Source organism: Salinirubrum litoreum, from assembly GCF_020567425.1.
Lineage (GTDB): Archaea > Halobacteriota > Halobacteria > Halobacteriales > Haloferacaceae > Salinirubrum > Salinirubrum litoreum.
In genome coordinates, this window is record NZ_JAJCVJ010000002.1 from 90,774 (window position 1) to 112,928 (window position 22,155).

The 22,155-nt window shown below is 68.3% G+C and carries 26 protein-coding genes; 6 read left to right on the plus strand and 20 right to left on the minus strand.

Annotated features, from left to right (window positions below; all coding sequences use genetic code 11):
* Window positions 1-42: 42 nt before the first annotated feature.
* Window positions 43-726 carry an MBL fold metallo-hydrolase gene (locus LI337_RS09095; protein ID WP_227229532.1) on the minus strand — a complete coding sequence of 228 codons (684 nt, stop codon included), beginning with the start codon at window positions 724-726 and terminating at the stop codon, window positions 43-45.
* A gap of 83 nt (window positions 727-809) precedes the next feature.
* On the opposite strand from LI337_RS09095, the gene LI337_RS09100 reads away from it, so the two are divergent.
* Window positions 810-1,628: a hypothetical protein gene (locus tag LI337_RS09100; RefSeq protein WP_227229533.1), complete on the plus strand. Its 819-nt coding sequence runs from the start codon at window positions 810-812 to the stop codon at window positions 1,626-1,628.
* A 39-nt stretch (window positions 1,629-1,667) separates the two neighbouring features.
* Here the strand turns inward: LI337_RS09100 and LI337_RS09105 are convergent, their stop codons facing one another.
* The 6 genes from LI337_RS09105 to LI337_RS09130 form a co-directional block, all read right to left on the minus strand.
* A complete protein-coding gene (locus tag LI337_RS09105) occupies window positions 1,668-3,071 on the minus strand; it encodes a DUF6498-containing protein (RefSeq protein WP_227229534.1) in 1,404 nt (467 codons plus the stop codon).
* 58 nt (window positions 3,072-3,129) lie between these two features.
* The gene (locus tag LI337_RS09110) at window positions 3,130-4,059 is read right to left on the minus strand and encodes a hypothetical protein (protein WP_227229535.1); all 930 of its coding nucleotides are present in this window, start codon (window positions 4,057-4,059) and stop codon (window positions 3,130-3,132) included.
* 104 nt (window positions 4,060-4,163) lie between these two features.
* Entirely contained in the window at window positions 4,164-4,433 is a 270-nt protein-coding gene (locus LI337_RS09115) for a hypothetical protein (protein ID WP_227229536.1), read from the minus strand.
* A complete protein-coding gene (locus LI337_RS09120) occupies window positions 4,430-4,846 on the minus strand; it encodes a DUF7521 family protein (protein WP_227229537.1) in 417 nt (138 codons plus the stop codon). The genes LI337_RS09115 and LI337_RS09120 overlap by 4 nt, the downstream gene beginning before the upstream one ends.
* Complete coding sequence (locus LI337_RS09125) at window positions 4,843-5,190, minus strand: ArsR/SmtB family transcription factor (protein ID WP_227229538.1); 348 nt, start codon at window positions 5,188-5,190, stop codon at window positions 4,843-4,845. The genes LI337_RS09120 and LI337_RS09125 overlap by 4 nt, the downstream gene beginning before the upstream one ends.
* A gap of 492 nt (window positions 5,191-5,682) precedes the next feature.
* On the minus strand, window positions 5,683-6,156 hold the full coding sequence (locus LI337_RS09130) for a hypothetical protein (protein WP_227229539.1): 474 nt from the start codon (window positions 6,154-6,156) through the stop codon (window positions 5,683-5,685).
* Between the two features lie 89 nt (window positions 6,157-6,245).
* On the opposite strand from LI337_RS09130, the gene LI337_RS09135 reads away from it, so the two are divergent.
* Window positions 6,246-7,127 carry a helix-turn-helix domain-containing protein gene (locus LI337_RS09135; RefSeq protein WP_227229540.1) on the plus strand — a complete coding sequence of 294 codons (882 nt, stop codon included), beginning with the start codon at window positions 6,246-6,248 and terminating at the stop codon, window positions 7,125-7,127.
* Window positions 7,128-7,204: 77 nt separating this feature from the next.
* Here the strand turns inward: LI337_RS09135 and uvsE are convergent, their stop codons facing one another.
* Entirely contained in the window at window positions 7,205-8,146 is a 942-nt protein-coding gene (gene uvsE / locus LI337_RS09140; protein ID WP_227229541.1) for a UV DNA damage repair endonuclease UvsE, read from the minus strand.
* A gap of 192 nt (window positions 8,147-8,338) precedes the next feature.
* On the opposite strand from uvsE, the gene LI337_RS09145 reads away from it, so the two are divergent.
* Window positions 8,339-8,914, plus strand: coding sequence for a hypothetical protein (locus LI337_RS09145; protein ID WP_227229542.1), 576 nt, complete (start codon window positions 8,339-8,341; stop codon window positions 8,912-8,914).
* A 25-nt stretch (window positions 8,915-8,939) separates the two neighbouring features.
* On the opposite strand, the gene LI337_RS09150 is transcribed toward LI337_RS09145, so the two are convergent.
* Window positions 8,940-9,173: a hypothetical protein gene (locus LI337_RS09150; protein WP_227229543.1), complete on the minus strand. Its 234-nt coding sequence runs from the start codon at window positions 9,171-9,173 to the stop codon at window positions 8,940-8,942.
* 132 nt (window positions 9,174-9,305) lie between these two features.
* Between LI337_RS09150 and LI337_RS09155 the strand changes: the two genes are divergently transcribed.
* Window positions 9,306-10,109, plus strand: a complete 804-nt coding sequence (locus LI337_RS09155; protein WP_227229544.1) for a twin-arginine translocation signal domain-containing protein — start codon at window positions 9,306-9,308, stop codon at window positions 10,107-10,109.
* A 22-nt stretch (window positions 10,110-10,131) separates the two neighbouring features.
* Here the strand turns inward: LI337_RS09155 and LI337_RS09160 are convergent, their stop codons facing one another.
* From LI337_RS09160 to LI337_RS20360, 10 genes are all read right to left on the minus strand, one after another.
* A complete protein-coding gene (locus LI337_RS09160) occupies window positions 10,132-10,437 on the minus strand; it encodes a hypothetical protein (RefSeq protein ID WP_227229545.1) in 306 nt (101 codons plus the stop codon).
* A gap of 120 nt (window positions 10,438-10,557) precedes the next feature.
* Window positions 10,558-11,739 carry an endonuclease/exonuclease/phosphatase family protein gene (locus LI337_RS09165; RefSeq protein WP_227229546.1) on the minus strand — a complete coding sequence of 394 codons (1,182 nt, stop codon included), beginning with the start codon at window positions 11,737-11,739 and terminating at the stop codon, window positions 10,558-10,560.
* Window positions 11,740-11,804: 65 nt separating this feature from the next.
* Window positions 11,805-12,227, minus strand: a complete 423-nt coding sequence (locus LI337_RS09170; RefSeq protein ID WP_227229547.1) for a universal stress protein — start codon at window positions 12,225-12,227, stop codon at window positions 11,805-11,807.
* A 137-nt stretch (window positions 12,228-12,364) separates the two neighbouring features.
* Entirely contained in the window at window positions 12,365-13,240 is an 876-nt protein-coding gene (locus LI337_RS09175) for an ABC transporter ATP-binding protein (protein ID WP_227229548.1), read from the minus strand.
* Window positions 13,240-14,292 carry a FecCD family ABC transporter permease gene (locus LI337_RS09180; RefSeq protein ID WP_227230884.1) on the minus strand — a complete coding sequence of 351 codons (1,053 nt, stop codon included), beginning with the start codon at window positions 14,290-14,292 and terminating at the stop codon, window positions 13,240-13,242. Before LI337_RS09180 ends, LI337_RS09175 begins: the two co-directional genes overlap by 1 nt.
* Before the next feature lie 68 nt (window positions 14,293-14,360).
* Entirely contained in the window at window positions 14,361-15,323 is a 963-nt protein-coding gene (locus LI337_RS09185; protein WP_227229549.1) for an FAD-dependent oxidoreductase, read from the minus strand.
* A 1-nt stretch (window position 15,324) separates the two neighbouring features.
* Window positions 15,325-16,500 (minus strand): ABC transporter substrate-binding protein, encoded by a 1,176-nt coding sequence (locus tag LI337_RS09190; protein ID WP_227229550.1) that lies wholly within the window; start codon window positions 16,498-16,500, stop codon window positions 15,325-15,327.
* 130 nt (window positions 16,501-16,630) lie between these two features.
* Window positions 16,631-17,080 carry a pyridoxamine 5'-phosphate oxidase family protein gene (locus tag LI337_RS09195; RefSeq protein WP_227229551.1) on the minus strand — a complete coding sequence of 150 codons (450 nt, stop codon included), beginning with the start codon at window positions 17,078-17,080 and terminating at the stop codon, window positions 16,631-16,633.
* A 128-nt stretch (window positions 17,081-17,208) separates the two neighbouring features.
* A complete protein-coding gene (locus tag LI337_RS09200; protein ID WP_227229552.1) occupies window positions 17,209-18,150 on the minus strand; it encodes a DUF5794 domain-containing protein in 942 nt (313 codons plus the stop codon).
* 6 nt (window positions 18,151-18,156) lie between these two features.
* Window positions 18,157-18,615, minus strand: coding sequence for a DUF8099 family protein (locus tag LI337_RS20360; protein WP_465269963.1), 459 nt, complete (start codon window positions 18,613-18,615; stop codon window positions 18,157-18,159).
* A 90-nt stretch (window positions 18,616-18,705) separates the two neighbouring features.
* On the opposite strand from LI337_RS20360, the gene guaB reads away from it, so the two are divergent.
* Window positions 18,706-20,205 carry an IMP dehydrogenase gene (gene guaB, locus LI337_RS09205; protein WP_227229553.1) on the plus strand — a complete coding sequence of 500 codons (1,500 nt, stop codon included), beginning with the start codon at window positions 18,706-18,708 and terminating at the stop codon, window positions 20,203-20,205.
* A 4-nt stretch (window positions 20,206-20,209) separates the two neighbouring features.
* Here the strand turns inward: guaB and LI337_RS09210 are convergent, their stop codons facing one another.
* Complete coding sequence (locus tag LI337_RS09210) at window positions 20,210-20,443, minus strand: hypothetical protein (protein WP_227229554.1); 234 nt, start codon at window positions 20,441-20,443, stop codon at window positions 20,210-20,212.
* Between the two features lie 723 nt (window positions 20,444-21,166).
* Between LI337_RS09210 and LI337_RS09215 the strand changes: the two genes are divergently transcribed.
* Window positions 21,167-22,150 (plus strand): ABC transporter ATP-binding protein, encoded by a 984-nt coding sequence (locus LI337_RS09215; protein ID WP_227229555.1) that lies wholly within the window; start codon window positions 21,167-21,169, stop codon window positions 22,148-22,150.
* The last annotated feature ends 5 nt before the right edge of the window (window positions 22,151-22,155 follow it).

Here is a 22,155-nt window from a genome sequence, read left to right on the forward strand (position 1 = left end):
GCCGTCGCACAAAAATCTACGGCCACCGGTGGGAGCGCCCGGTCACCCCTCGGCGAGCGCCCGGAGGCGTCGGTCGCCCTCCTCGGGGATCGGACCGTGACCCGGACAGACGTGCTTCAGTGGCCCGGTGCGGGCCGTCAGCGACCGAAGGCTCGCCCGCACCTGCGCGGTGTCGTAGCTGGTGAGCCACCCGGACGCGCGGAGGGTCTCGCCGACCGCGTAGGCCAGATCGCCGATGAACACCGCAGACAGCACCTCGTGGACGAACGCGACGTGGCCGGGCGTGTGTCCCGGCGTGTGCAGAACCCGGAAGCCGCCGACAGTGTCCTCGTCGGCGAGCGTGTGGATCGGCAGGTCGGGCAGCGTCAGTCGCCGGTAGTAGAGTCGGTGGAGCGCCTCGATGCCGTGGCGTGCGGTCCACGGCGGGAGCGCCTCGCCGGCGACGTAGGGTGCCTCGGCGCGGTGGACGAAGACCGGTGCGTCGAGTGCGGGCGTGAGCCGTGACAGCGTGCCGACGTGGTCGGCGTCGGCGTGCGTCAGCAGGACGCGGTCGACGTCGGCGAGGTCGTAACCCGCGTCGCGGACACCGGCCCGGACGGTCTGCTCGTCTGCAGGCCACCCGGCGTCGATCAGCGTCAGGTCGCCGTCGTCGACGAGGAAGACGTTCGGACGATCCAGCGTCGTGCAGTCGACGTGCCAGAGTCCCGGCGTGACCTGTGTCGCCATCGTCCGGGCTTCCGCCCGGGGCCTGATCGGTGTTTCGGCGACGACAGAACATCTTTGACTCGTCGGCCGGTACGTCCCGAGCCGTGTCGGACACAGACGCCCCCGAGTCGGCCGACCCGTCGCTCCTCGAACCGTTTCGTCACACGACGAGACAGCTCGTCCGGGGGGCGGCCGCGCTCGGCATCTGCGGCCACGAGACCGCCGAGTCGGTCGTCGAAGACGCCCTCCGAGCCTTCTTCCGGGAGTACGACACCGCCCGTGACGCCAGTGCAGTCCAGCAGTACCTCGCCGAGGAGATTCCCCGCCACCGCGTCGGCGAGTTGACCGGGCGGTGCGGTGCGCGACTCGACGCGACGATCGGCGAGTACCCAGCGACGGTCGAGTGGGCCGAGATGGAGTCAGGCGACGCGAAGTCGGGCGAGTCGGCGGGGGTGGTGGTCGAAGGAGCCGACGTCGACGACTCGCCCGGAGCAGACGCCCACGAGGAGGCGGACTCGGAGACCGACGCAGACCCGATCCTCGCGGCGGTCGCCGAGAGCGACCCCGGACACCGGACACTGGTTCGGGGGGCGGCACGCGCCGGGATCGGCGGCCTCGACGAGGACGTGGACGTGCTCCGGGCCGCGCTCCGGTGGTACTTCCAGACCCACGACGCGGTCCGCCGGGCCGCGACCGCCAGACAGTACGCGCTGGGGACCATGACGACCGGCTTCGCCTCGGACATGGCCGACGTACAGAAAGGACCCGAGGTCGAGGAACTGCTGTGGAGCCACGGCGTCAGACCGCGTGTCGGCCCCGAACCGAGCGAAGCCGCCGAGCGCGAAGAGCGGGTGATCCTCTCGAAACTGTTCGACGGGATCGCCGCCCCCGACCGCGGCGCGGACGCCGACGACGCGAACTGACGTGGCGAGTCGCCGAGGGCGTCGGCTCCCCGGCGCGAGTCAGGCGTAGTACAGTGCGCCCCACAGCAGCGGGACGATCAGCATCGCCAGCAGCGGCGCGAGGAGGACCGCGACGGCGGAGCCGGCACCGCCGCTGGCGACGAGGAGTGCGGTCGGCACGCCGGCGAAGACGAGGCCGAGACAGAGCGCGGCGACCGCGACCCCACGATCCGACGCTTCCTGTGTCGTGTCGAATCGCGGCAGGTCGAGCGCGTCCACCGCCTGCGCCCCGTCCGTGACCGGACCGAGACGGTACGACGTGCGCTCCTCGCCGAGTCCCGCGTCGAAGGTGACGACGCTCGTCTCGAGTAGTCTGCTCGTCAGTCGTTTCGACACGGCCGGGTCCCGGACCGTCCCGAGGGCACAGGTCCACTGTGGCGCGTCGAGGAGGGTGTCGTGACAGACCAGCGTGTCGCCGTAGCGCCGGTACTCGAGCGTGCCGTACTGGAGATAGTGAGCACTGAGTGTCGTGCCGACGACCGCCAGCAGGAGGGCGACGAGCACCGGCACGAAGGCGACGCCGAACGCGAGCACCCCGAACAGCGCCAGCACGAGCACGGCAGTCACCACGCCTCGGTTCACGAACGTCAGCGCGACCGGGACGACGCCCGACAGCAGGACTGCTCGCGTGTCGGTGCCGACGGTCGTGTCGGGTTCGCCGCTGGGCACGTCGAACTCCGGCGGTGCGTCCCCGGCCTCGGGTCTGCCAAACAGACGATCCAGCAGGGCCGGCGGATCGCGGTCGAGGTGGTCGCGCCAGAAGCCGTACAGTTCGGCGCTCGTCTGCCCGAGGACGACCAGGGCGAGCAACGCCTGCCGCCCGGCGGCCGACTCGCTCGCGACCGCGAGCAGCGGCAACGAGCAGAACAGCACCGAGAACTGTCGAACCGGGACGGCCGCGATGGCGCTGGCCGACGTCTCGCGGTACTGCTCGTCGCCGATGTAGTCGCTCCGAAAGGCGACGAGGTGACCGACCGCGAGTCCCACGCCCGCGAGCGCCACGTCGACCGAGAGGGTGCCGAGTGCGTCGAAGACCAGTCCACTGAGGGCGAACAGCCCGACGATCGCCCAGACGTAGAGGAAGCCACCGAGAAGCCCGAGCGCGTACGGGACGTTCCGGGGGTAGATCGGCGGCCACGCCGGGTGGAGCCGGAGTGCTCCGCGTTTCGTCCGGAGCCAGCCGAACGGTGTCGGGAGTTCCCCGGTCTCGTCGGTCGACAGGCGACGGGCGAACAGCATCCGGAGGCCGACGACGAGCGTCGTCACGACACCCTCGAACCCGTACAACAGGAGGAGCGTCTCCGCGCGCCACTCGCCGAGGATGACGCCGACGAGTGGCGCGAGGTTGACGACGACGAGCAGGAGTGCGCGAGCAGACCGGGGGAGGGCGGGCGGGCGGAACACGGCGGGAGGTCGGTCTGTCGGTTCCCACAGCCGACAGATAAACACTGCTGTCGACCCGTCAGGGCGGACTCTCGGTCTCGATTCCCTCGGGAACCGGCGGCACACAGGTCGCATTCACCGGTCGCGTCCCGGCCTGCGTGCCGTAGCGTTGCTCGTTCCCGATCGACACCTGCCACCGGTCGTACGTCGCCCGTATCCAGAACGAGGGGTCGATCTCCGGCGAGTCGTTCGCCCGAACCGCGTACCGGTGGGCGAGTTCGAAGTGGGCCGGACAGGTTCCGTGATGCAAGACGACGGCTGCGTCCAACTGCGCCTGCGGGGTGTCGATCGCACCGGCCCGCGCGAGTGACAGGACGCGTTCGATGCGAGCGGTGTCCCGACTCCGGTCCACGAACGCGCCGGTCTCCCGGTCGGCCTGATCGGTCGATTCGAGGTACGCCAGTTGTTCTTCAGGCGACCAGTCGGCGGGTGGCACGGCCGGTGACGCGGTCGCGATGGCGAGCAAGGGGCCGACCGTCACCACGAGGACGACGGCACCGACGACGAGGAGTGACCCGGAGACGACCGGCCGGTCTGTGAGTCGGTGGACACGATCCGGAGAGACGAGTCCGCCGGCGATACGGAGCAGGACTGTCCCGCCGACGAGATACGGCAGATAGACGACGACGAACAGGCCGGACATCGAGAGGAGACCGCTGGCTGTCTCGCCGCCGTCGACGAACCGGACACCGACACCGACGACGAGGAGCGCGACCGCGAGCAGTTGCACGCGCCGGGAGACCCGCCGCCCGACGTGGACGGCGATCACCCCGGCGAACGCGCCAGCGAGAACGAAGTAGCCGGTGACCGAGGTCGTGGCGAGACGCGCCGGATCGCTCCCGGCCATCACGCCGGTGCCGACGACGAGCGTAAGGAACACACAGATGTAGGTGATCCCGGCGAGGACGAGTGGTGTAGCGGCGCGACGGAGGGTGTCTCGGAGGGCCATACCTCTCTTCGGCCGACGACCGCCATAGTCTCCCACGCCGAGTCGCTGGTTCTGCGAATCGGCCGGTTCGAGGTTTGTCGCCGTCGGGTTTCCGGCTCACCGGCTCACGCCCTCGTCAGGGCGTACAACACCGAGAGGAGTCCGAGGACCTGCGCGAGGACGAACACGTCGTAGTAGCTGAGCGTCACAGGCAGAGAGGCGTCGAGGACGAACAGCGTCGTCGGGAGCACTGCGAGTAGCGCGATGCCGAGACCGAGAAACGCCAGCGGGCGACTCCCGTTCCGGACGTAGCCCCGGAAACACTGAGCGACGACGAGACTCGCCGTCACGATCAGCAGGGCGTTCACCGCGACGACCGCCGGGGAGACACTCATCGCTCAACACCTCCGGAATCAGTCGTTTTAGCCTCTGAATCGAGATCGTCGCTCTCCGAGTCGACCGGCTCACCGACCGACCGGTCGTCGCCAGTCTGTCGCGTCGGGGCGTAGATTGCGTAGAGGATACAACAGATGCCGAGCAGTTGGACCGTCTCCCGGACGATACCGGGAACGCGCTCGAACACGGTCACGCTCCCGATACCGACCGTCAGACCGAGCAGCGCGTCTACCGTCGTCAGCAGGACGAGTCCGACTGCGAGCAGGCGGGCTGTCCGGCGATCGGACCGACCGAACCCTCGGAGCGCCAGCGCACCGACCAGCAGACCCAGCGGGATGGTCACGAGGTACAGCGCGAGCGCGGCCCACGTCGGCAGGAACAGCAGGTCGACGGCCGAACCAGCGACAGTCATCTGAGTTCCTCGAACAGGTCGGTCAGTCGGTCGGCCGGGTCGTCGCGCTCCCGGTCCACGTCGACGTGGAACTCGCCGTCGCGCAACTCGACGGTGACACGCCGAAGTCGCGCCTGGTAGCGTTTGGCGTGGTGGCCGTCCCGGCGCACGTCGATGCTGGTCGTCACGAGATCGAGCGACTCCAGTCGGTCGAGACGGCGGTAGACGGTCGACACGTCAGCGTCGATTCGGTCGGCGAGTTCGGTCGCGCCGAGTGACTCGCGACTGGTAGCCGCGAGGATGGACCGGGCGTACTCGTCGTCGAGAACCGCCGTGACCGACGCGAGGTCGTCGCCGTCGCCCATCTGTCAGTGGACACGGTCGCCGGTCCGCCGGCGGTTGGTCCCGCGTCTGCTGTGCATCTCGACTGACAACTGGACTGACGCCTACTTGATGGCTTCGCCGACTCGTCGGGTCGCCGACCGGACGAAGGGTTTAGCACGTGAGACCTGCCGACCTCGGCGGTCGGCGACCAGCGGACCCAGCCCGCCGACCCGACTCACTCAGGGACCTCCCGTATCAGGACCAGCAGTTGCGTCCCGCCGAACTGCTGTTGAATCTGATCGACGAGTCTGAACCCCTCGGCACCGAGTTCGTTCAGCGACGCTTCCGGGTCTCTCCGGCGTAGTCCGCCGTCTCCCCGCGAACGGGACGGTCCGGTACTCGTACGTAGGCATCGACAGGTTCTCCACCGACAGCGACGACGACCGAGGAAGAGACGCTTGGGCCGGAGAGCTCAGGCAACGCTGTCGAGTCACGCGTCCGGCGTCTGGTGAGACGACCGACCGTCCCGCAGGCTACAGCAGCCAGCCGAGCACCGCGACGACCGGCGCGAGCACGGCCAGGTACACGGCGGCCTCGACGGCCCACGCCTGCCCGATGGTCCGGACGCGCTGGCGGGCAAGCCCTTCGGCACGGGGGAGCGGCACGAGCAGGAAGAAGCCGACCATCAGGGGGTAACAGACGACGGTCGCCAGCACGACCGCAAGCAGGCCCGGCCCGACGAGCAGGCCCGCGACGAGCGACAGCCAGAGAAACAGCGGGCCGGTCAGCGACCCGGCGACGTAGTGGACGACGGCGGCGAGGCGACGCGGGGCGTGGTCCGGTGGCTGGCGCGTGAGGACGCCGCTGGCGATGCGGGGCGGCGTCTCCCCCTCTGCGAGACGGGGCATCACGGCGTCCATCGCCAGCGTGGCGAGGACACCGGCGGCGATACTGGCGAGGATGAGTGCTGGCACCGACCACGGCACGGCGACCACGAGTGGGTTCACACCGGAGGCACGGACGCGGGGACACTACGTGTTTCGACTGCCGGCGGCGGTCCGGAGCGTTGACGGTGCGACCCGACGAAGCCAGTTGCATGACGGAGCGGGACCTGTTGGATCCACGCGACGACGACACCGCACACGACGGGTTCGACGTGTTGAGCGAGCCACTGCGACTCGACATCCTCCGGGCGCTGGCACGTCGTGTCCGCGACTACCCGGACGACCCGGTGATCGGGTTCGCCGACCTCCGGCGGGCGGTCGGCAGTCCCGACTCGGGGAACTTCAACTACCATCTGAACCAACTGACCGGACGGTTCGTCACCCAGACCGACGACGGCTACCGGATCACCGCGACGGGGATGCAGGTGGTCGCGGCCGTCTCGGTCGGCGTCTACGGCGAACAGCGTCGGATGGGGCCGACCGACCTGCCCGACCCCTGCCCGGTGTGTGACGCGACACTGACCGCCGAGTACGACACGGGACTGCTCGACGTGAGGTGTCCGAACGGCCACGAGTTCCGCCATCCACTGCCGCCGGGTGCCGTCGACGAGCGCTCGCTCGACGAGGTCGTCGAGTTGTTCTGGCTCCGGACGCGCCAGACGCTCGAACGCGCGGTCGAGGGGGTCTGTCCGTTCTGTTACGCACGGCTGTCGTGGTCCGTCGGCACCGAGTTCGACGACGACCAGCCGAGTTTCCGGAACCAATGTGACCGGTGCGGTGCGCAACTCTGGGTGCCCGCCTTCGCCCTCCTGCTTACACATCCGACGACCATCTCGTGCTACCACGACCACGGAGTCGATATCAGACGACGCTCTCTGTGGGCCGCCGAGTTCTACCGGAACCTCGCCGTGACGGTCACCGACACCGATCCAGTCAGGATCGAAGTTCGACTGGACGTGGCCGACGAACGACTGGTCGCTGTCGTCGCCGACGATCTCACGATCCTCGATGTCGAGCGCCGGAAACGAGTGTGACACCACCGGTGGGTTTCGCCGCGAGTGCACCAGCCTGCACCGATCACTGCTCCATACGGATCACCGTTTCTCGTGGATCAGTGCTCGTCTGCTGTCTGCATCTCCAACACGGCCCGTTCCTTCGCCCCGGCCTCGATCATCACGTCCGACTGTTCCCGGAGCCACTCCGGCAGGTCTGCGACGTACTCGGAGTGGCTCTGTGGCTTCGCGTCGGGGTCGTCGTGCAGGCGTGCCGGCTCCGAGTAGTGGGTCGCCGGGCGCACGTCACCCCACGTCGAGGCGGCCTGCGCGAACGCCTCGCGGTAGGGAAGCCCGCGGTCCGTGAAGGAGTGGTGGTGGTAGTCGAAGACCACCGGGACGCCCACCTCGTCGCCGACTTCTTCGACCAGTTCCGGCACGCTCCAGAGGCTCTCCTCGTCGTCGTTCTCGACGGTCAAGCGGGCGCGGGCACCGGGCGAGAGTCGTTTCACCGCCCCTCGGAACCGTTCTGCAGTCGCCGTCTTGTCGCCGTAGGTCGCGCCGATGTGGACGTTGATGCCGTAGTACGGCGACCGGTCCAGTTCCATGAGATCGAGCCAGTCGGCGTGGTACTCCACCGCGTCGACCGCGCGCCGGACCGTCTCGTCGTCGGTGCTGGCGAGTTTACACCAGTAGTCGGGGTGGAAGGTGAACCGCATGTCGTGTCTCTCGATCAGTCGACCGCACCGCTGAGCGAGCAGTTCGATGTCGTCGTAGTCGGGCAGGTCCGCGAGGTCGAACTGGGAGTTCCACGGGACGAGCGTCGAGGTACACCGGTAGAAGCGGATGTCCTCGTCGAGGTTCCACCGGAGAATCTGGTAGAGGTCGGTGAGGTTCTGGACCGCCAACTCCGAGGCGTACGGCAGGCCGCGCTCCTCGAAGGTCGCCTTGCGCATGTCGCGGTTACACCGGAGCGGGATGTCGCGGTCCCGCAGGGTGCGGTTCATGCAGGGATAGCCGAGCATCGTCGTCTCGTCTGTCTCCCGGGACCGGACGGACATGAACCACGCGGACGCCGACGTGACGAACGCAGACTACCAAGCCCAAGGTGACGAACGCCGACTACCAAGCCCGACGTGTCGGCCCCGACGAACGTTTGGATCGGACGGCTCCGAGTAATACTCCGACGCAACTGCATTTTCAATTGACAATCTTACCAAAAGAAATAATATATTTCGTCGCCACAGTGAACCGTGGTACGAACCATTCGAAGACGAGACGCGATCAGAGGCCTCGGAGTCGCCACGATCACCGCACTCGCCGGCTGTACCGGCGGTGACGGCGACGGTGACGGTGGAGACGGGGACTCCGGTGGGAGCTCCGGCGACGAGAGCGACTCCGGCGGTGGTTCGACGGACGACGGCGGGTCTGGCGGAGACACCGCGACGAGTACGGACGACGACTCCGACTCCGGGTCGATGGGCACCTCGAACAGCTTCGAGTACACCTTCGGGAGCAACGACGACGTGAGTGGCAGTTCACTGACGGCGCTCCGGGCGAACTACCCCGACGGGTCCGGTGCCGTGAGCGACGCCGAGATCGCCTCGGTCATGCTCGGCGGCGAGGACGTGGCTGACGACCTCAACGCGACGAGCACGTCGAACAACGGGACGAGTCTGTCGGCGGACTTCGGCGGCGCGTACGACATCACCGCAGAGGAGACGCTGACGATGGAACTGTCCGGTGTCTCGACGCCCGACGGCACCTACACCGTCGAGGTCGTCGTCAACCCGCAGTCCGGCGCGACCACCTTCGAGACCTCGTTCTGAGTCCGAACGGTCGAACCACACCTTTTTATCGACCGCCGGCCGTCGACCCGCCGTCCGCGAACCGGAGGAGAGACCGGCCGAGACTCCCGAGCAGATACAGCCCCGCGCCGACGAAGATCGGGATCGTGACGAACGTGGCGATACTGCCGGTGCCGTCTGCTGGCGTCGCCTCGAACAGTTGTGCGGAGATGGCACCCAGTTGGAGGAGGACGACGGCGATCAGTCGGCGACACGTCCGGCGGAGGGCTGGACTCGACATACGGCCGGGTGCTCGCGCCCGACGCCTGTCGGTTTCGGTTCGGTCCCGCCCGCCGATCACACCGGGTCACGAGCCTCCCTCGACGGCTACACGACCACAAGCTTCTTCGAGAATCCGGGACACCGACGATCCGTGCCCCTCCACACGCCAGATCGGCCGACGAGACGACAGTTTCTCGCCGCGAGCGCCGCCACCGGCCTGACGGCCACCGCCGGGTGTCTCGGTGACGGTGTCGCCGACCCGGACGCGAGTTCCTCGGTGTCGATGGGTGTCACGGTGCCACCGGACCGGGAGCCCTCGGCGGTGAAGTGGTATCTCTCGCCGGCCGAACTCGCCGTCTTTGTCGAGCGCCAGCGAGAGTGGTTCGGCGAGGCCGCACCGTGGGACGTCGACGAACCGGTCCGCAACGACGGCGAGTTCGTCGGTGCGTGGGCACTGACGCCGACAGTCGGCGGTGACGACGACCCGCTCGGTCTACTGACGATACTCTGCCTGACTCGCCGGATCGAGCGTGGCGACGACGACCGCCTGCGACATCTCTGCTGGGCCGGCGGGCGTCGCCTGCGCTCGACCCGGCCGGTCGTCGGCGACCTCGGTCCCGAGTTGGCACTCGCGGACCTCGCGGTCGGCCTGACGACCCGCGACGGCCCGCTGGATCTGCTGGCAGTCGCACCCGCCGACGTCGGCGAGGCGACCGACGACGGGACGCTGTTCGTCGCCACACAGAGCAGACCGGGCCTCGAACAGCCGACGCCGCCGGGAGAGGTGGCCGTCGAACGAGACGACGGCGGGCGCTACCTGCTCCGGTGGCGGGGGAACCGAACCGCACCGACCGCCCTGACCGCGATCTGTGAGACGAGCGTCCCCGGCGGGAACGCGAGACTCGACTTCGCGGTCGACGCCGGCCTCGGACTGGCCGGTCGCGGCCCGCTGTGAGACGGTCGGTGTCCCTCGCTCGTCACCGGGTCCGCCGGACGTGATCGCTCGTCTCGACCGAGATGTCGAGTGCGTCGGTCGACCTGATCCACGGGATGTACTCCGCGAGACGGTCGGCCTCGCGCAGTGCCTCGACGCTGTCGTACTCCTCGCGGAGTTCCTCGTTGGTGAACGTCGCGTGAATCTGGTCGTGACACGGGCGACAGAGCATGACGGTCGGGCTCTCTCTCCGGCGTTCCGGCCGCAGGTGGTGTTCCTGCACGACCTGCGGGTCGTCGAGTCGCTCGTCGGGGACGACCCGCCGGCAGAGCGCACACGTCGTCGGCATCGGTGAGGGGTAAGAACGGGAGCGTTACGAGTCGTTCGGTACTGCGGGAGTCGCGGTGGGTCCGCAGGAGGCCGCTTCGAGGAGCAGGTGACGGACCGACCGCGCTCCGGACCGGCGCACTCAGCGGCGCGTGACGTTCGCCCAGACGAGTCGGTGGTCGGAGGCGGCGGCCACGTCGGCACCCAGGCCCCGCTTCTCGGCGTTCCGACTCGGCCAGACGACCGACGACCGGCGCGTCGAGAGACTCGGCGACGGGAGCACCCAGTCGACCTGCGAGCCACCGCCGAACGTCGCCGTGGCGTACGGGTTCCCGCGCTGGGCACCGCCGGGACTCGTCGGGAGACTGCTGGTGTCGAAGTCGGGGTTCTCGAGGAAGTACGTCGTCGCCGGGTCGAGCGGTCGGTCGCTGCCCGGGCCGGCGTTCATGTCCCCCAGCAGGACGTAGTCCGCGTCGGCTCCGAGCCCACCGGACTGGCCGCTGTCGTCGTAGATGTAGTCCTCGCCGGCGACGTAGTCGGCGAAGAAGCGGACCTCGTCGTGGTTCCACCGGCCGTTGAAGTTGTTTGCCCCGTCGAACGCCGACGGCGTCGGGTGGGCGAACAGGCCGTGGACGACGCCGTCGTCGACCTCGAACGGCACGTCGACGTGCGTCTTCGAGGAGAGCCGGTACACCTCGGTCTCCGCCTCCGTCAGGTAGATGGCGTCGGTGTCGGTGCCCGGGTCGCTCTCCAGGGGGATCAGGTTCCCCGGCATGTCCGCCCACCTGAACTCTTGGAACGTGCGGACCGCCGACTCGTCGAACGGCACGCGACTCGCGACCACGAACGCGTAGTGGCCGGGGTAGAAACCGAAGCCAAACGCGTCGCCGGGTCGCTCGCCCGCCGACCCGTCCTTGTTGAAGTCGTAGTCGGCCTCGGGCAGGACGCCGGTGTTGCTGTCCGGTTGCAGGGTGTACGGGTAGTCGATGCCCTCCAGATCGTCGCGCTGTGGGACCGTGAGGTAGTTCTCGACGAACGCCTCGACGTTCGGCGTGTCGGTCGCGACGCCCTCCTGCAGGTTGTTCGTGAGTTCGTTGACGACGAGGACGTCCGGGCGGACCTCCTGGATCACGCGGGCGGCGGCGGCCGCCTGCGGGTCGCCCGGTGACTGGACCTGTTCCGTCTCCAGTTCGACGACGTTGAACGCCGCGAAGCGGGTCGTGGTCGGCTTCCCGCGTCCACTGGCCAGTCCCGCGAGAGTCGGTCCCGTCGCCGCGACGCCCAGCGTCTGCAGGAGACGCCGACGTGAAGTGTGCCGTGTCACGGTTCGGTACCACGTCACACAGTGTAAAATGAGTTGGCTTCGGGGAAGTTCTCAATCGACGTGACTCAGTCCGGTGGCTCGCCGTTTCCGGCGGGGACGACGGTCACGGGCACCCGTGCCATGTCGGCGACGGCGAAGGCGGTGTTCCCCTTCGTCAGCGTCTCTACCAGTTCCTTCGACTCGTGGCCGACGACGATGTGCGAGGTGCCGTCCTCGGCGGCGAGGTCGGCGAGGGCCGCGCCGATCTGCTGACGTGGCCGGCCGGCCGCGTAGTCCAACCGCTGGATGGTGATGGTCGAGACGACCGGTGCGGTGGCGAGTCGTTCCTCCAGTGACGCCCTGAACCGGGCCACGTCGGCGTCGGAGACCGAGTCGTCGACGAGGTGGACCACGTGGAGTTCCTCGTTCAACTCGTGTCCGAGGTCGACGGCGACCGTCACTACCCGCTCCCGGAGCGAGTCGTTCGCGGCGGCGACGAGAATGGTCATAGGCTTCGTACGTGACGTGTTACCAAATTAGTTTGTGGCCCACGTCAGACGCGTGTCGGCGGACGGGAGGTCGAGCGAGTCGCCTCGGACTCGCCCGGGCAGGTCGGCCAGTCGACGCGCCGTGGAGGGGGTCGCACTCACTCGTCCAGCGCCCGGTGTGGCGCGACGTGGGGGCCACCGTCGCGTTCGGTGTCGACGCTGGCGTCGACCCGGAACACGTCCGCGAGGAGGTCCTCGGTGACGACCTCGGTCGGCGGGCCCCAGTCGTACAGTTCGCCGTCTTTCATCGCCACGAGGTTGTCGGCGAAGCGGGCCGCCTGCCCGATGTCGTGGAGGACGACCCCGACCGTGATACCGGCCTCGCGGTTCAGCGTCCGCACGACCTCCATGACACGAAGTTGGTGGTGCAGATCGAGGTACGTCGTCGGTTCGTCGAGGAGGAGGACGTCGGTGTCCTGTGCCAGCACCATGGCGATCCACGCGAGTTGTTTCTGGCCGCCGCTGAGCGTCCCGAGTTCGGTGTCCCGCAGGTGGTCGACGCCCGCGAGGTCGATGGCGCGATCCACCGCGTGGTGGTCGGCCTCGGACAGCGACTCGAAGAAGCCCCGGTGCGGGTACCGACCGTGGTACGCGAGGTCCTCGACGGTCGTGCTGGCCGGCGACTCGTGTTCCTGCGACAGCAGACCGAGACGCCGGGCGAGTTCGTCGTCGTCGAGTCGGTGGACCGCCTCGCCGTCGAGCAGTACCTCGCCGGACTCGGGTGCCAACTGGTCGGCCAGCGCCTTCAGGAGCGTACTCTTGCCGCTCCCGTTCGGCCCGACGAGCGCCGTGACCTCGCCCGCCGGGACCAGGACCTTCTCACACTCGACGACCGGGTCCTCGGTCGTCGGGTAGCCGAGCGCGAGGTCCTCGCCGACGAGTTCGCTCGCCGACGTCTCGCCGGGCGTCGTTCCGTCGCCGGGCGCTGTCGCGTCGTCGTCTGCCGCCGACCTGTCGGGCTTCTGTGCCGGCATCAGAGATCACCCATCCGGTCCTGTCGCCGCATCAGGTAGAGGAAGTACGGCCCGCCGACGAGACCGGTGACGACACCCACCGGAATCTGGACCGGACTCAGGGCGAGTCGTGCGCCCACGTCGGCCGCGACGAGCAGCGCCGGCCCCGCGAAGACGCACCCCACGACCAGTTTCCGGTAGTCGCTCCCGACGAGGTTCCGAACCACGTGCGGGACGATCAGCCCGACGAAGCCGACGATACCCGCGACCGCGATGCTGGCGGCGGCCGCCAGCACCGCCACGCCCGACAGCGCGAACCGCACCTTCTCGACCGACATCCCCAGCGCGCTGGCGGTGTCCTCGCCGAGCAAGAGGACGTTCAACTGGCGTGCGCCGAGCAGTGCGAGCAGCAGCGAGACGACCGTCCACGGCAGGGCCATGCGGACCTGCTCCCAGTCGGTCCCGGTCAGCGACCCGGTGGTCCACGCGATGGCCGACTGGACGACGCCGATGTCGTCGGCGAAGAAGAACAGCGCCGTCTGGACCGACCCGAAGACGGTGCCGACGACGACGCCGGCGAGGACCAGTCGCACCGGCGAGGTGCCGTTCTGCCACGCGATGGCGTAGACGATCAGGAAGGCGAGCGCCCCGCCGGCGGCCGCGATCAGCGGGAGCACCGTCGTCAACCCGGAGAAGACGACGAGCGTCAGCAGGATCGCCAGCCCCGCCCCGGAGGAGACCCCGAGGATGAACGGGCTGGCGAGTTCGTTGCGCGTGACCGCCTGGAAGATAGCCCCCGAGACGGCGAGATTCGCGCCGACGAGCGCCGCGACGAAGACGCGCGGCAGGCGGATGTTCCAGACGATCAGGCTCCGGCGGTTCATCTCCGGCACCTCCGCGCCCAACAGGAACGCCTCCCACGCCTCCCGGCGCAGGACCACGTTCGGGTCGAAGACGGCCCGCCACGCCTCGACGACCGTCATCGAGAACGTGCCGTAGCTGACCTGCACGAGGCCGCCCGCGACAACTACGGCGACGCTCCCGAGACAGACCGCGACGAGCGACCGGTCGATCCAGCCGAGCGGTCGGTGTCGCTCACGATTCCGGCCCGGCGTCTCCGCGTCGTACTCGCTCGCCACGGTCAGTCACCCACCACCGTCTCGCGGTCGAGATACGCCCGGATCGCCGCGTCGTCCATCGCGTCGAGGAGTCTGTCCGCACCGATTCCGTCGACGGCCGCTGCCGGGTCGAGGTGTTCGGCGAGTCGTGCCTGTCCGTCCTCGGCGCGGGTCGTCTCCTCGTTCGTGTCGATGTAGGAGTCGCGCGCCTCGGCGATGGCCCTCGCTCGGACGCGTCGGTAGCGCTCCGAGTCCGTGTCGACCGGCGCGTCGGCGTGGTGGTCGTCGAACCACTCCACCCAGCGCGCGCGGTCGGCCCACTCGGCGTCCAGTTCCGCCGTTCTCCGGGTCCAGTCGACGCGCTCGGTCGCCACTGCCTCCCACCACCCGTCGTCGATGCGGGCGTCGGCGACGACTCGTCGACCGACTCGTGCGCCGCGCCCGGCGGCGATCATCGCCTGTGTGTCCTCGGGGGACGGCGAGACGACGTAGAGACCGTCGACCGGCGTCGTCCCGTCGTGGGCGGCGCAGTCGTCGCGCAACTGGGCGTCGTCCGAGGGGTCGGTGAACAGATCGGCCGCCGCGTCCAGGTCCCGCAGGTAGTCGGCGTCGTACCGGGTCGCGGTCACGACCCGACTCGCGGTGACGGGATCACCCGACTGCGGGCGGACGCGGAAGTGTGGTTCCTCTGTGTCGGCGGCCTCCCCAGTCTCGGCCGGGGCGTCGACGCGTTCGACCGACTCGACGAGATTCGGTTCGATCACACAGCCGGCGGTCTCGGCGTGGTCGTGACACAGTTCGGCGAACGTCTCGGCGTCGACGCCCGCCGGGAAGCCGAGGTAGTTCTCCAGGTGTGCACACCGGGCGATGGAGGACCTGCCACGGTCGAACAGGAGGGTGTCGAGTCCCGCTCGCGCCGTGAACACGCCGACCGCACAGCCCGCCGGCCCGCCGCCGACGACCACCACGTCGTGCTCGGGGGTCATCTCACAGCTCCCCGTTCACGACCTCGACGACGCGTTCCCGGTCGAACAACTCACCCTCGAAGTCGTAGAGCTGTTCGGCGGTGCGTTCGGTCAGCACCATGTTCGTGATCGGCCCCTGGTACAGACCGCCGGCCCGGTAGACGTCGCCGTTCTGCACCGCGGTCAGATCGCTCGCGGTCGGGTGCTCCTCCAGGAAGGAGACGACGCTGTCGCGGAACTCGCTCTCGGACTTCGACTCGTAGCCGCGGAGCAGGAGGACCGGCGGGTCGACCTCCAGCAGCGTCTCCAGGTCGATGGCGGCGCGACTGCCGTGGAAGTCCTTGATGTCGGTACTGGCGAGTGCGTCCCGGACCCCGAGGTCGCGCAGGTGTTTGAAGCCGGTCCCCTCCCCGACGATGTAGGGGTAGAACTCCTCCGGTTCGTCGCCGACGCCCCACAGGACGGCCACGTCGGGGCGGTCCGCGCTGCCGGGGACGACGGGTGCGAGGTTCGACTGGAAGTCGTCGTGGATCGACTCGAACGCCTCGTAGCGGTCGTGGCGGTCGAACACGCGAGAGAGCTTCTCGAAGCCCTCGTACAGGGAGTAGTAGCGGTAGTCCTCGTGCCACGGGTAGTGTTGGGCGTAGATACAGTTGCCGAACAGCGGGCCGATTCGGTCCTCGACCTCGGCCACGTCGCTCTCCGCCCACCCCTTGAACCGGTTCTGGAGGAAGTTCGGGTCCATCACGTGGACGTCGGCGTTCAGTTCGTAGAACAGTTCCTTGCTCACGCCGTCCTGGTACAGCGACACCATGTCGCTCGTGTCCACCGAGAGGTCCGGAATCGCGTCGTAGTACTGCGTGTGGTACCGGTTCGTGAGCCACACCGCCTTCGGCGGTTCGAGGCCGAGCGCGATCCCCATGTCGGCCCAACTCCCGTTGTTGGCGACCCACGTCTCCGGCACCGAGTCGAAGGTGACCTCGCCGACCGGTTCGATGGACACCGAGTACGACTCGGCCTCGGGCGTCGCGGTCGCCGTCTCGGACGGCGTCGCGGTGTCGGTCGCGTCGCTCTCCGTCGCCGGGGTGTCCCCCTCGCCGGTACACCCGGCGAGCAGTGCCCCGACGCCGAGCGCACCGGCGTACTGCAGGTAGTCGCGTCGTGTCGGTCCGTCTGAACCGTCGCGTGCTCCAGCCATACGATTTAGGCTCACCTAAAGGTACAAGTGGGTTTCGAAGTTTAGGGGCCCCTAAATCGTGTGAACCGTCGACAGGAGTCGCCGACGGGAGGGCGTCGTGGTCCCGCAGACCCGTGTCTGCGGTCGGGACTCACTCGGCCTCGCCAGTCCGTCTCCCGGTCAGTTCCTCGATGCGGAACTCGTAGATAGTCGCCGCCAGGTCGTCCACGTCCTCGCCGAACACCCGGAGCGGGTCGTACAGGTCGTTGACCACCGCATCGGAGAAGTCGTCCTGTGTGGCGTCGGGGAGTTCGTGGACCGTCCCGCGTGCCAGCACGCTCCACGAGCGGTCGTCCTCGGTCGTGTCGTAGACGACGAACGTCGCCCGGTCGGTCGAATCGAGGTAGTCCAGTTTCTCGCTGTCGTCGTGGACACCGAGACGGATCAGCAGTCGCTCGCCGTCGAAGTGGTAGCCCACCGGGACCGCGTAGGCGTCGCCGGCGTCCGCCAGCGAGAGGACGCCAGTGGTGCGACTCCGGAGGTAGTCGGCGAGTTCGGCCTCGTCCATCCCGAACGTGTAGACGTACTCGACGTGTTCCATACCCACAGTACGTCGGCCAGCAGGAAGAAGCCGCGCCCGTCTCGACCGGTGTCGACTCTCCCGGCAGTCTCAACGCGGGGTGCGGTGGCGAGTCTATCGTCAGTCTCGACACAGAGTGCGGTGTCGACTCAGAGCCACGGCGCGCGTGACTCGTCCTCGCCGGGGTAGCCGTAGCCCGTCTCGTCGCTCTCGTCGTCGCCGCCGTCGGCCATCGCGTCCGCCTCGGGGCGGACCGGGCCGTACTCCGGGGCCTCGGGATCGACACCGGTCGGCTCCGGACTCGGGACGTCCGAGACCGGGACGTCGTCGGTCGATTGCGGCACCTCCTCGCTCCCGTCTGCGACGCCACGGTCCAGCGCGAACAGCGCCGTCACGCCCATGACGCCGAGGGCGACCGGCGCGTCCGGGTGCCAGACGCCCGAGACCGACAGCGCGAGGACGCCGAGGGCGACCGCACTGCCGAACCGGAACAGGTCGAGGTCGACCGCGCCACGCAGACGCGGGCCGAGCAGGGCGACCAACAGCGCGAAGCCGACGCCGACGCCGGCCGCCGCCGCACCGCGGACGACCTGCATCGCCTCCGGTTCGAAGACCAACGCCGAACTCGGCATCTGGAGTGCCGCGACGAGACCGAGGCCGATGATGATCCCCGGGCGTGGGAGGTACTCGCCGATCTCCGCGCTCGCCGTCTTCGCCGCGATCGAGAGGATCACCAGGCCGGCGAAGCGGTGGAACAGTTGCGTGTCGATGACCTGATCCAGCGTCGGGGCCAGTGCGGCCTCGACTGCCGCCAGCGGGATCAAGAACAGCCCGAGCGTCAGGACCGCCGTGACCTGTTCTCTCCGAGTCCCCTCCATGTCGGCGAGGATGACCGCGACCGTGGCGGACCCACCGAAGATCAGGAGGCCGACCTCGACGACGCCGGTCCACGTCGCCACCGCACCGGCGAGGATCATCGCCGGGAAGATACCGTCGACCAGCGGGAGCGCCATGACGGTAGCCAGCAGCTTGGTCGCGCCGCCGACCTGTCGTTCGAGCCGTAACGCGATCGGGTGTTGCGAGACGCTCATTCCGGGTTACGGGCGGCCGTCACCGTCGGCCAAACGGCGATATGAAGACAACACTCCCGAATCGAGGAGTCGGAGTCCGAAGGTCCCGTCGAACCGCTGTTTGAGTGTGTGCCACATCGCTGTAAACGGAATGCCGGAGAAAGTGGTCGTCTGACCGGCAGTGCGCGATGCGACGGAGTTGACGGGTGCCATATTCCAGTACAATCGCACTGACCTATTAAGCGTTGTGTGGGACGTGTCCGCATTCACCATTCGTATCCCCACCACGGATATAAGAAGCGCCGAGGGTTCGTAGCTTTTCGTGCGAGTATTTCGAGGATCGTTCGGTTCTCGACCGCCCATCGGGCGAATATTGCACGAACTGTGGAACCGTGATAGATTCGGTCTCGCGTGGGCTCGGATCGGGCGGTCGAGTCGGGTGTCCCACCGGTCGCCGGTTCGACCGGGGGGACTCGATAGGCACATTCGTGGACATCTCGGCTGACGACAGTGGCAGACACCCACAGGGACGTGCCGTCTCGGAACGTTTTTGTTGCCGGCTACGGGACGACTTATATGGCGAACGACGTTCCCGAGCGAGACCCCTTCTCGGAGAAACTACGAGTACCGGAGGCACTGACGTTCGACGACGTGCTGCTCCGCCCGATGGAGAGCCGAGTCGAACCCGACGACGCCGACGTCTCGACACGCGTGTCGAAGGGCGTCGAACTGACGATTCCGATCCTCTCGGCGGCGATGGACACCGTCACCGAGGCGGAGATGGCCATCGGGATGGCCCGCGAGGGCGGGCTCGGCGTGCTCCACCGGAACATGCCGGTGGACGTGATGGAAGCCCAGATTCGGCAGGTGAAGCGCGCGGACGAACTCGTCATCCAGCGCGAGGACGTGGTGACGGCCAGTCCCGCCCAGACCGTGCGCGAGGTCGACGAGATGATGGAACGCGAGGGCGTCTCCGGTGCCCCGGTCGTCGCCGACGACGACACGGTGCTGGGGATCATCTCCGGGACCGACATCCGACCGTACCTCGAAGTCGGCGACCGCGACGAGGTGCGCGAGGCGATGACCGACGAGGTCATCACCGCCGGGCAGGACGTGACCGCCCGCGAGGCGCTGGAACTGATGTACGACTACAAGATCGAGCGCGTCCCCATCGTGGACGACGAGGACCGCCTGGTCGGTCTCGTCACGATGCAGGGCATCCTCCAGCGCCGAGAACACGAGGACGCCGCCCGCGACGACGCCGGACGCCTGCGCGCCGGCGTCGCCGTCGGTCCCTTCGAGGACGAACGCGCCGTCGCGGCCGACGAGGCTGGCGCGGACGTGCTGTTCATCGACTGTGCCCACGCGCACAACCTGAACGTCATCGACTCGGCGCGAGCCATCGCGGAGTCCGTCGAGGCGGACGTGGTCGTCGGGAACGTCGGCACCAGCGAGGCCGCCGAGGCCTGCGTCGACTTCGCGGACGGCCTGAAGGTCGGCATCGGGCCGGGATCGATCTGTACGACCCGCGTGGTCTCGGGTGCCGGGATGCCCCAGATCACGGCCGTCGCGGAGGTCGCAGACGTGGCGAGTCGCCACGACGTGCCGGTGATCGCCGACGGTGGCATCCGGTACTCCGGCGACGCCATCAAGGCCATCGCGGCCGGCGCGGACGCGGTGATGCTCGGCTCCTACTTCGCCGGGACGGACGCGGCCCCGGGTCGCGTCATCACGATGAACGGGAAGAAGTACAAGCAGTACCGCGGGATGGGGTCGGTCGGCGCGATGCGCTCGGGCGGCGGCGACCGCTACCTGAAAGAGGAGAAGGACGACGAGGACTTCGTGCCGGAGGGCGTCGAGGCCGCGACCCCGTACAAGGGGACGCTCGCCTCCGAACTCCACCAACTGGTCGGCGGGATGAAGTCCGGGATGGGCTACGTCGGCGCGGAGACCCTGCCGGGGTTCAAACAGCGCGCGGAGTTCGTCCGCGTCTCCTCGGCCGGCCAGACCGAGGGTCACCCGCACGACGTGATGATCACCGACGAGGCACCGAACTACAGCCCGCAGAACGACTGATCGGCTAGTCGGAGTTCGGTTGCGACTCTTCGTTCTCCTCCGTCTCCGACTGCGACTCGCGGAGCGTCTCGACCTCGTCTTCTAACGACTCGACGCGGGACTGGAGTTCGTCGGGTTCGGCGAGTTGCCTGACGAAGTGCAGGACGACGAGAGCCACGATGACCGAGAGCAAGACACCGACGAGGAGTAGCGGGACGAGCCACGCCGTCTCGGGCGGGAGTTGCATCGGGAGGGGCACGGGACGGGTGTGGACCCGGCTCGGAGTTTGACGTTTTGGTTCGGGACGGTGTTCTCGTTGAACGTGGATGCGACTGTGGTCGGAGCCTCCCCGTGACACTGCTGCTCGGTGGTAAGACCGCGACTGCGACGGCAACAGTGACCGCGACAGCAACAGCAACCGCGACAGCACCGCACCTCGTCCTCCCCAGCCTCGGGGACCTCTCCGCACCGCCCGGTCCCCTCCCTCGCGCGTCCCTCGTGCGCCGACTGCAACCACGAACAACTCGACTAACAATTCAGCTTACCACAGACTCACCAGTCAGAGGGGCTGGCGCGACCTCGTGTCGCGCCGACGGTCGCAGGGAGGCGCCTGCGCTGATCCGACTGGTCCACCGGGTGTTGCATGCGTCCACGCAAGATCGCCGGGTGGGACTGAAAGGGGCCGACCGCTCGACCCGGCCCCGACGCCGGTACACTGGACTGAGGGCTGGCGGGACAAGCCCGCCAGCCCGAGGGAAGCGCGCCCCAAGTCGCGGCCGTCTTCGTGAGCGAAGCGAACGAAGGCTCGGGAGAGCTTGCCTCTCCCGGCGGTCAAGCGGTCGGGGGCTTTCACCCCTCGTCTTCCTCGACAGATTCGGCGGAATGCAGTTCGTCGCCGACCGATTCGACGGGACCACCCAAACAGTTCGCCACCTCCTACCGGCGACGAAGCTATTAGTCCACCGACACCGTCTCTCCACCTGTGACTCCCCCGATCCACCTCGCGGACCTCCACAAGCACTTCGGGGACGTGAAAGCGGTAGACGGCGTCTCGCTCGACGTCGAGCAGGGCGAGATCTTCGGGTTCCTCGGACCGAACGGCGCGGGCAAGTCCACGACAATCCGCACTCTGCTCGGCTTCCTCCACCCGACCAGCGGCACCGCGCAGGTGCTCGGCACCGACTCGACCGACCGCGCCGGGATGCGGGAGGTGAAGACCGAACTCGGCTACCTCCCGAGCGACGTGCAGTTCCCGGAGGGCGTCACCGGTCAGCAGGCGCTGGACTACTACGCCGGCCTGAAGGGCGACGAACGCCGCGAGGACCTCCTCGCGGACTTCCCGGTCCCACTCGACCGGAAGATCAAGACCTACTCGCGGGGGAACCGCCAGAAACTCGCCATCGTACAGGCGTTCATGCACGAACCCGACCTGCTGGTGATGGACGAACCGACCGCCGGCCTGGACCCCCTCGTGCAGGAGCGCTTCTACGACTTTCTGGACCGGGAGGTCGACCGCGGCGCGACCGTCTTCTTCTCGACGCACATCCTGAGTGAGGTGCGACGGATGTGCGAGCGCGTGGCGATCATCCGCGAGGGGCAACTCGTCACCGTCGAGGAGATCGACGATCTCCTGCGCAAGAGCGGGAAGGTCGTCCACGTCCAGTCGCCCGACCACCTCGCGCCCGACGACTTCCGGTTCGAGGGTGTCGCCAGCGTCGAGGCAGCGTCCGGTGGGCTTCGACTGCTCGTCACCGGCAACTACGACGAACTCCTCGACAGACTCACCGACTACCACGTGACCGACCTCGAGATGCGCGAGACCGCCATCGAGGACGTGTTCATGCACTTCTACGACGAGGGGACAGCCGATACACCGGAGGCGATGGATTCGGATACGGTCGACCCGACCGATCCGGACGGCGACCCCGACGCCGGGCAGACCGAGGAGGTGTCGCCGGATGTGTGAGTCGC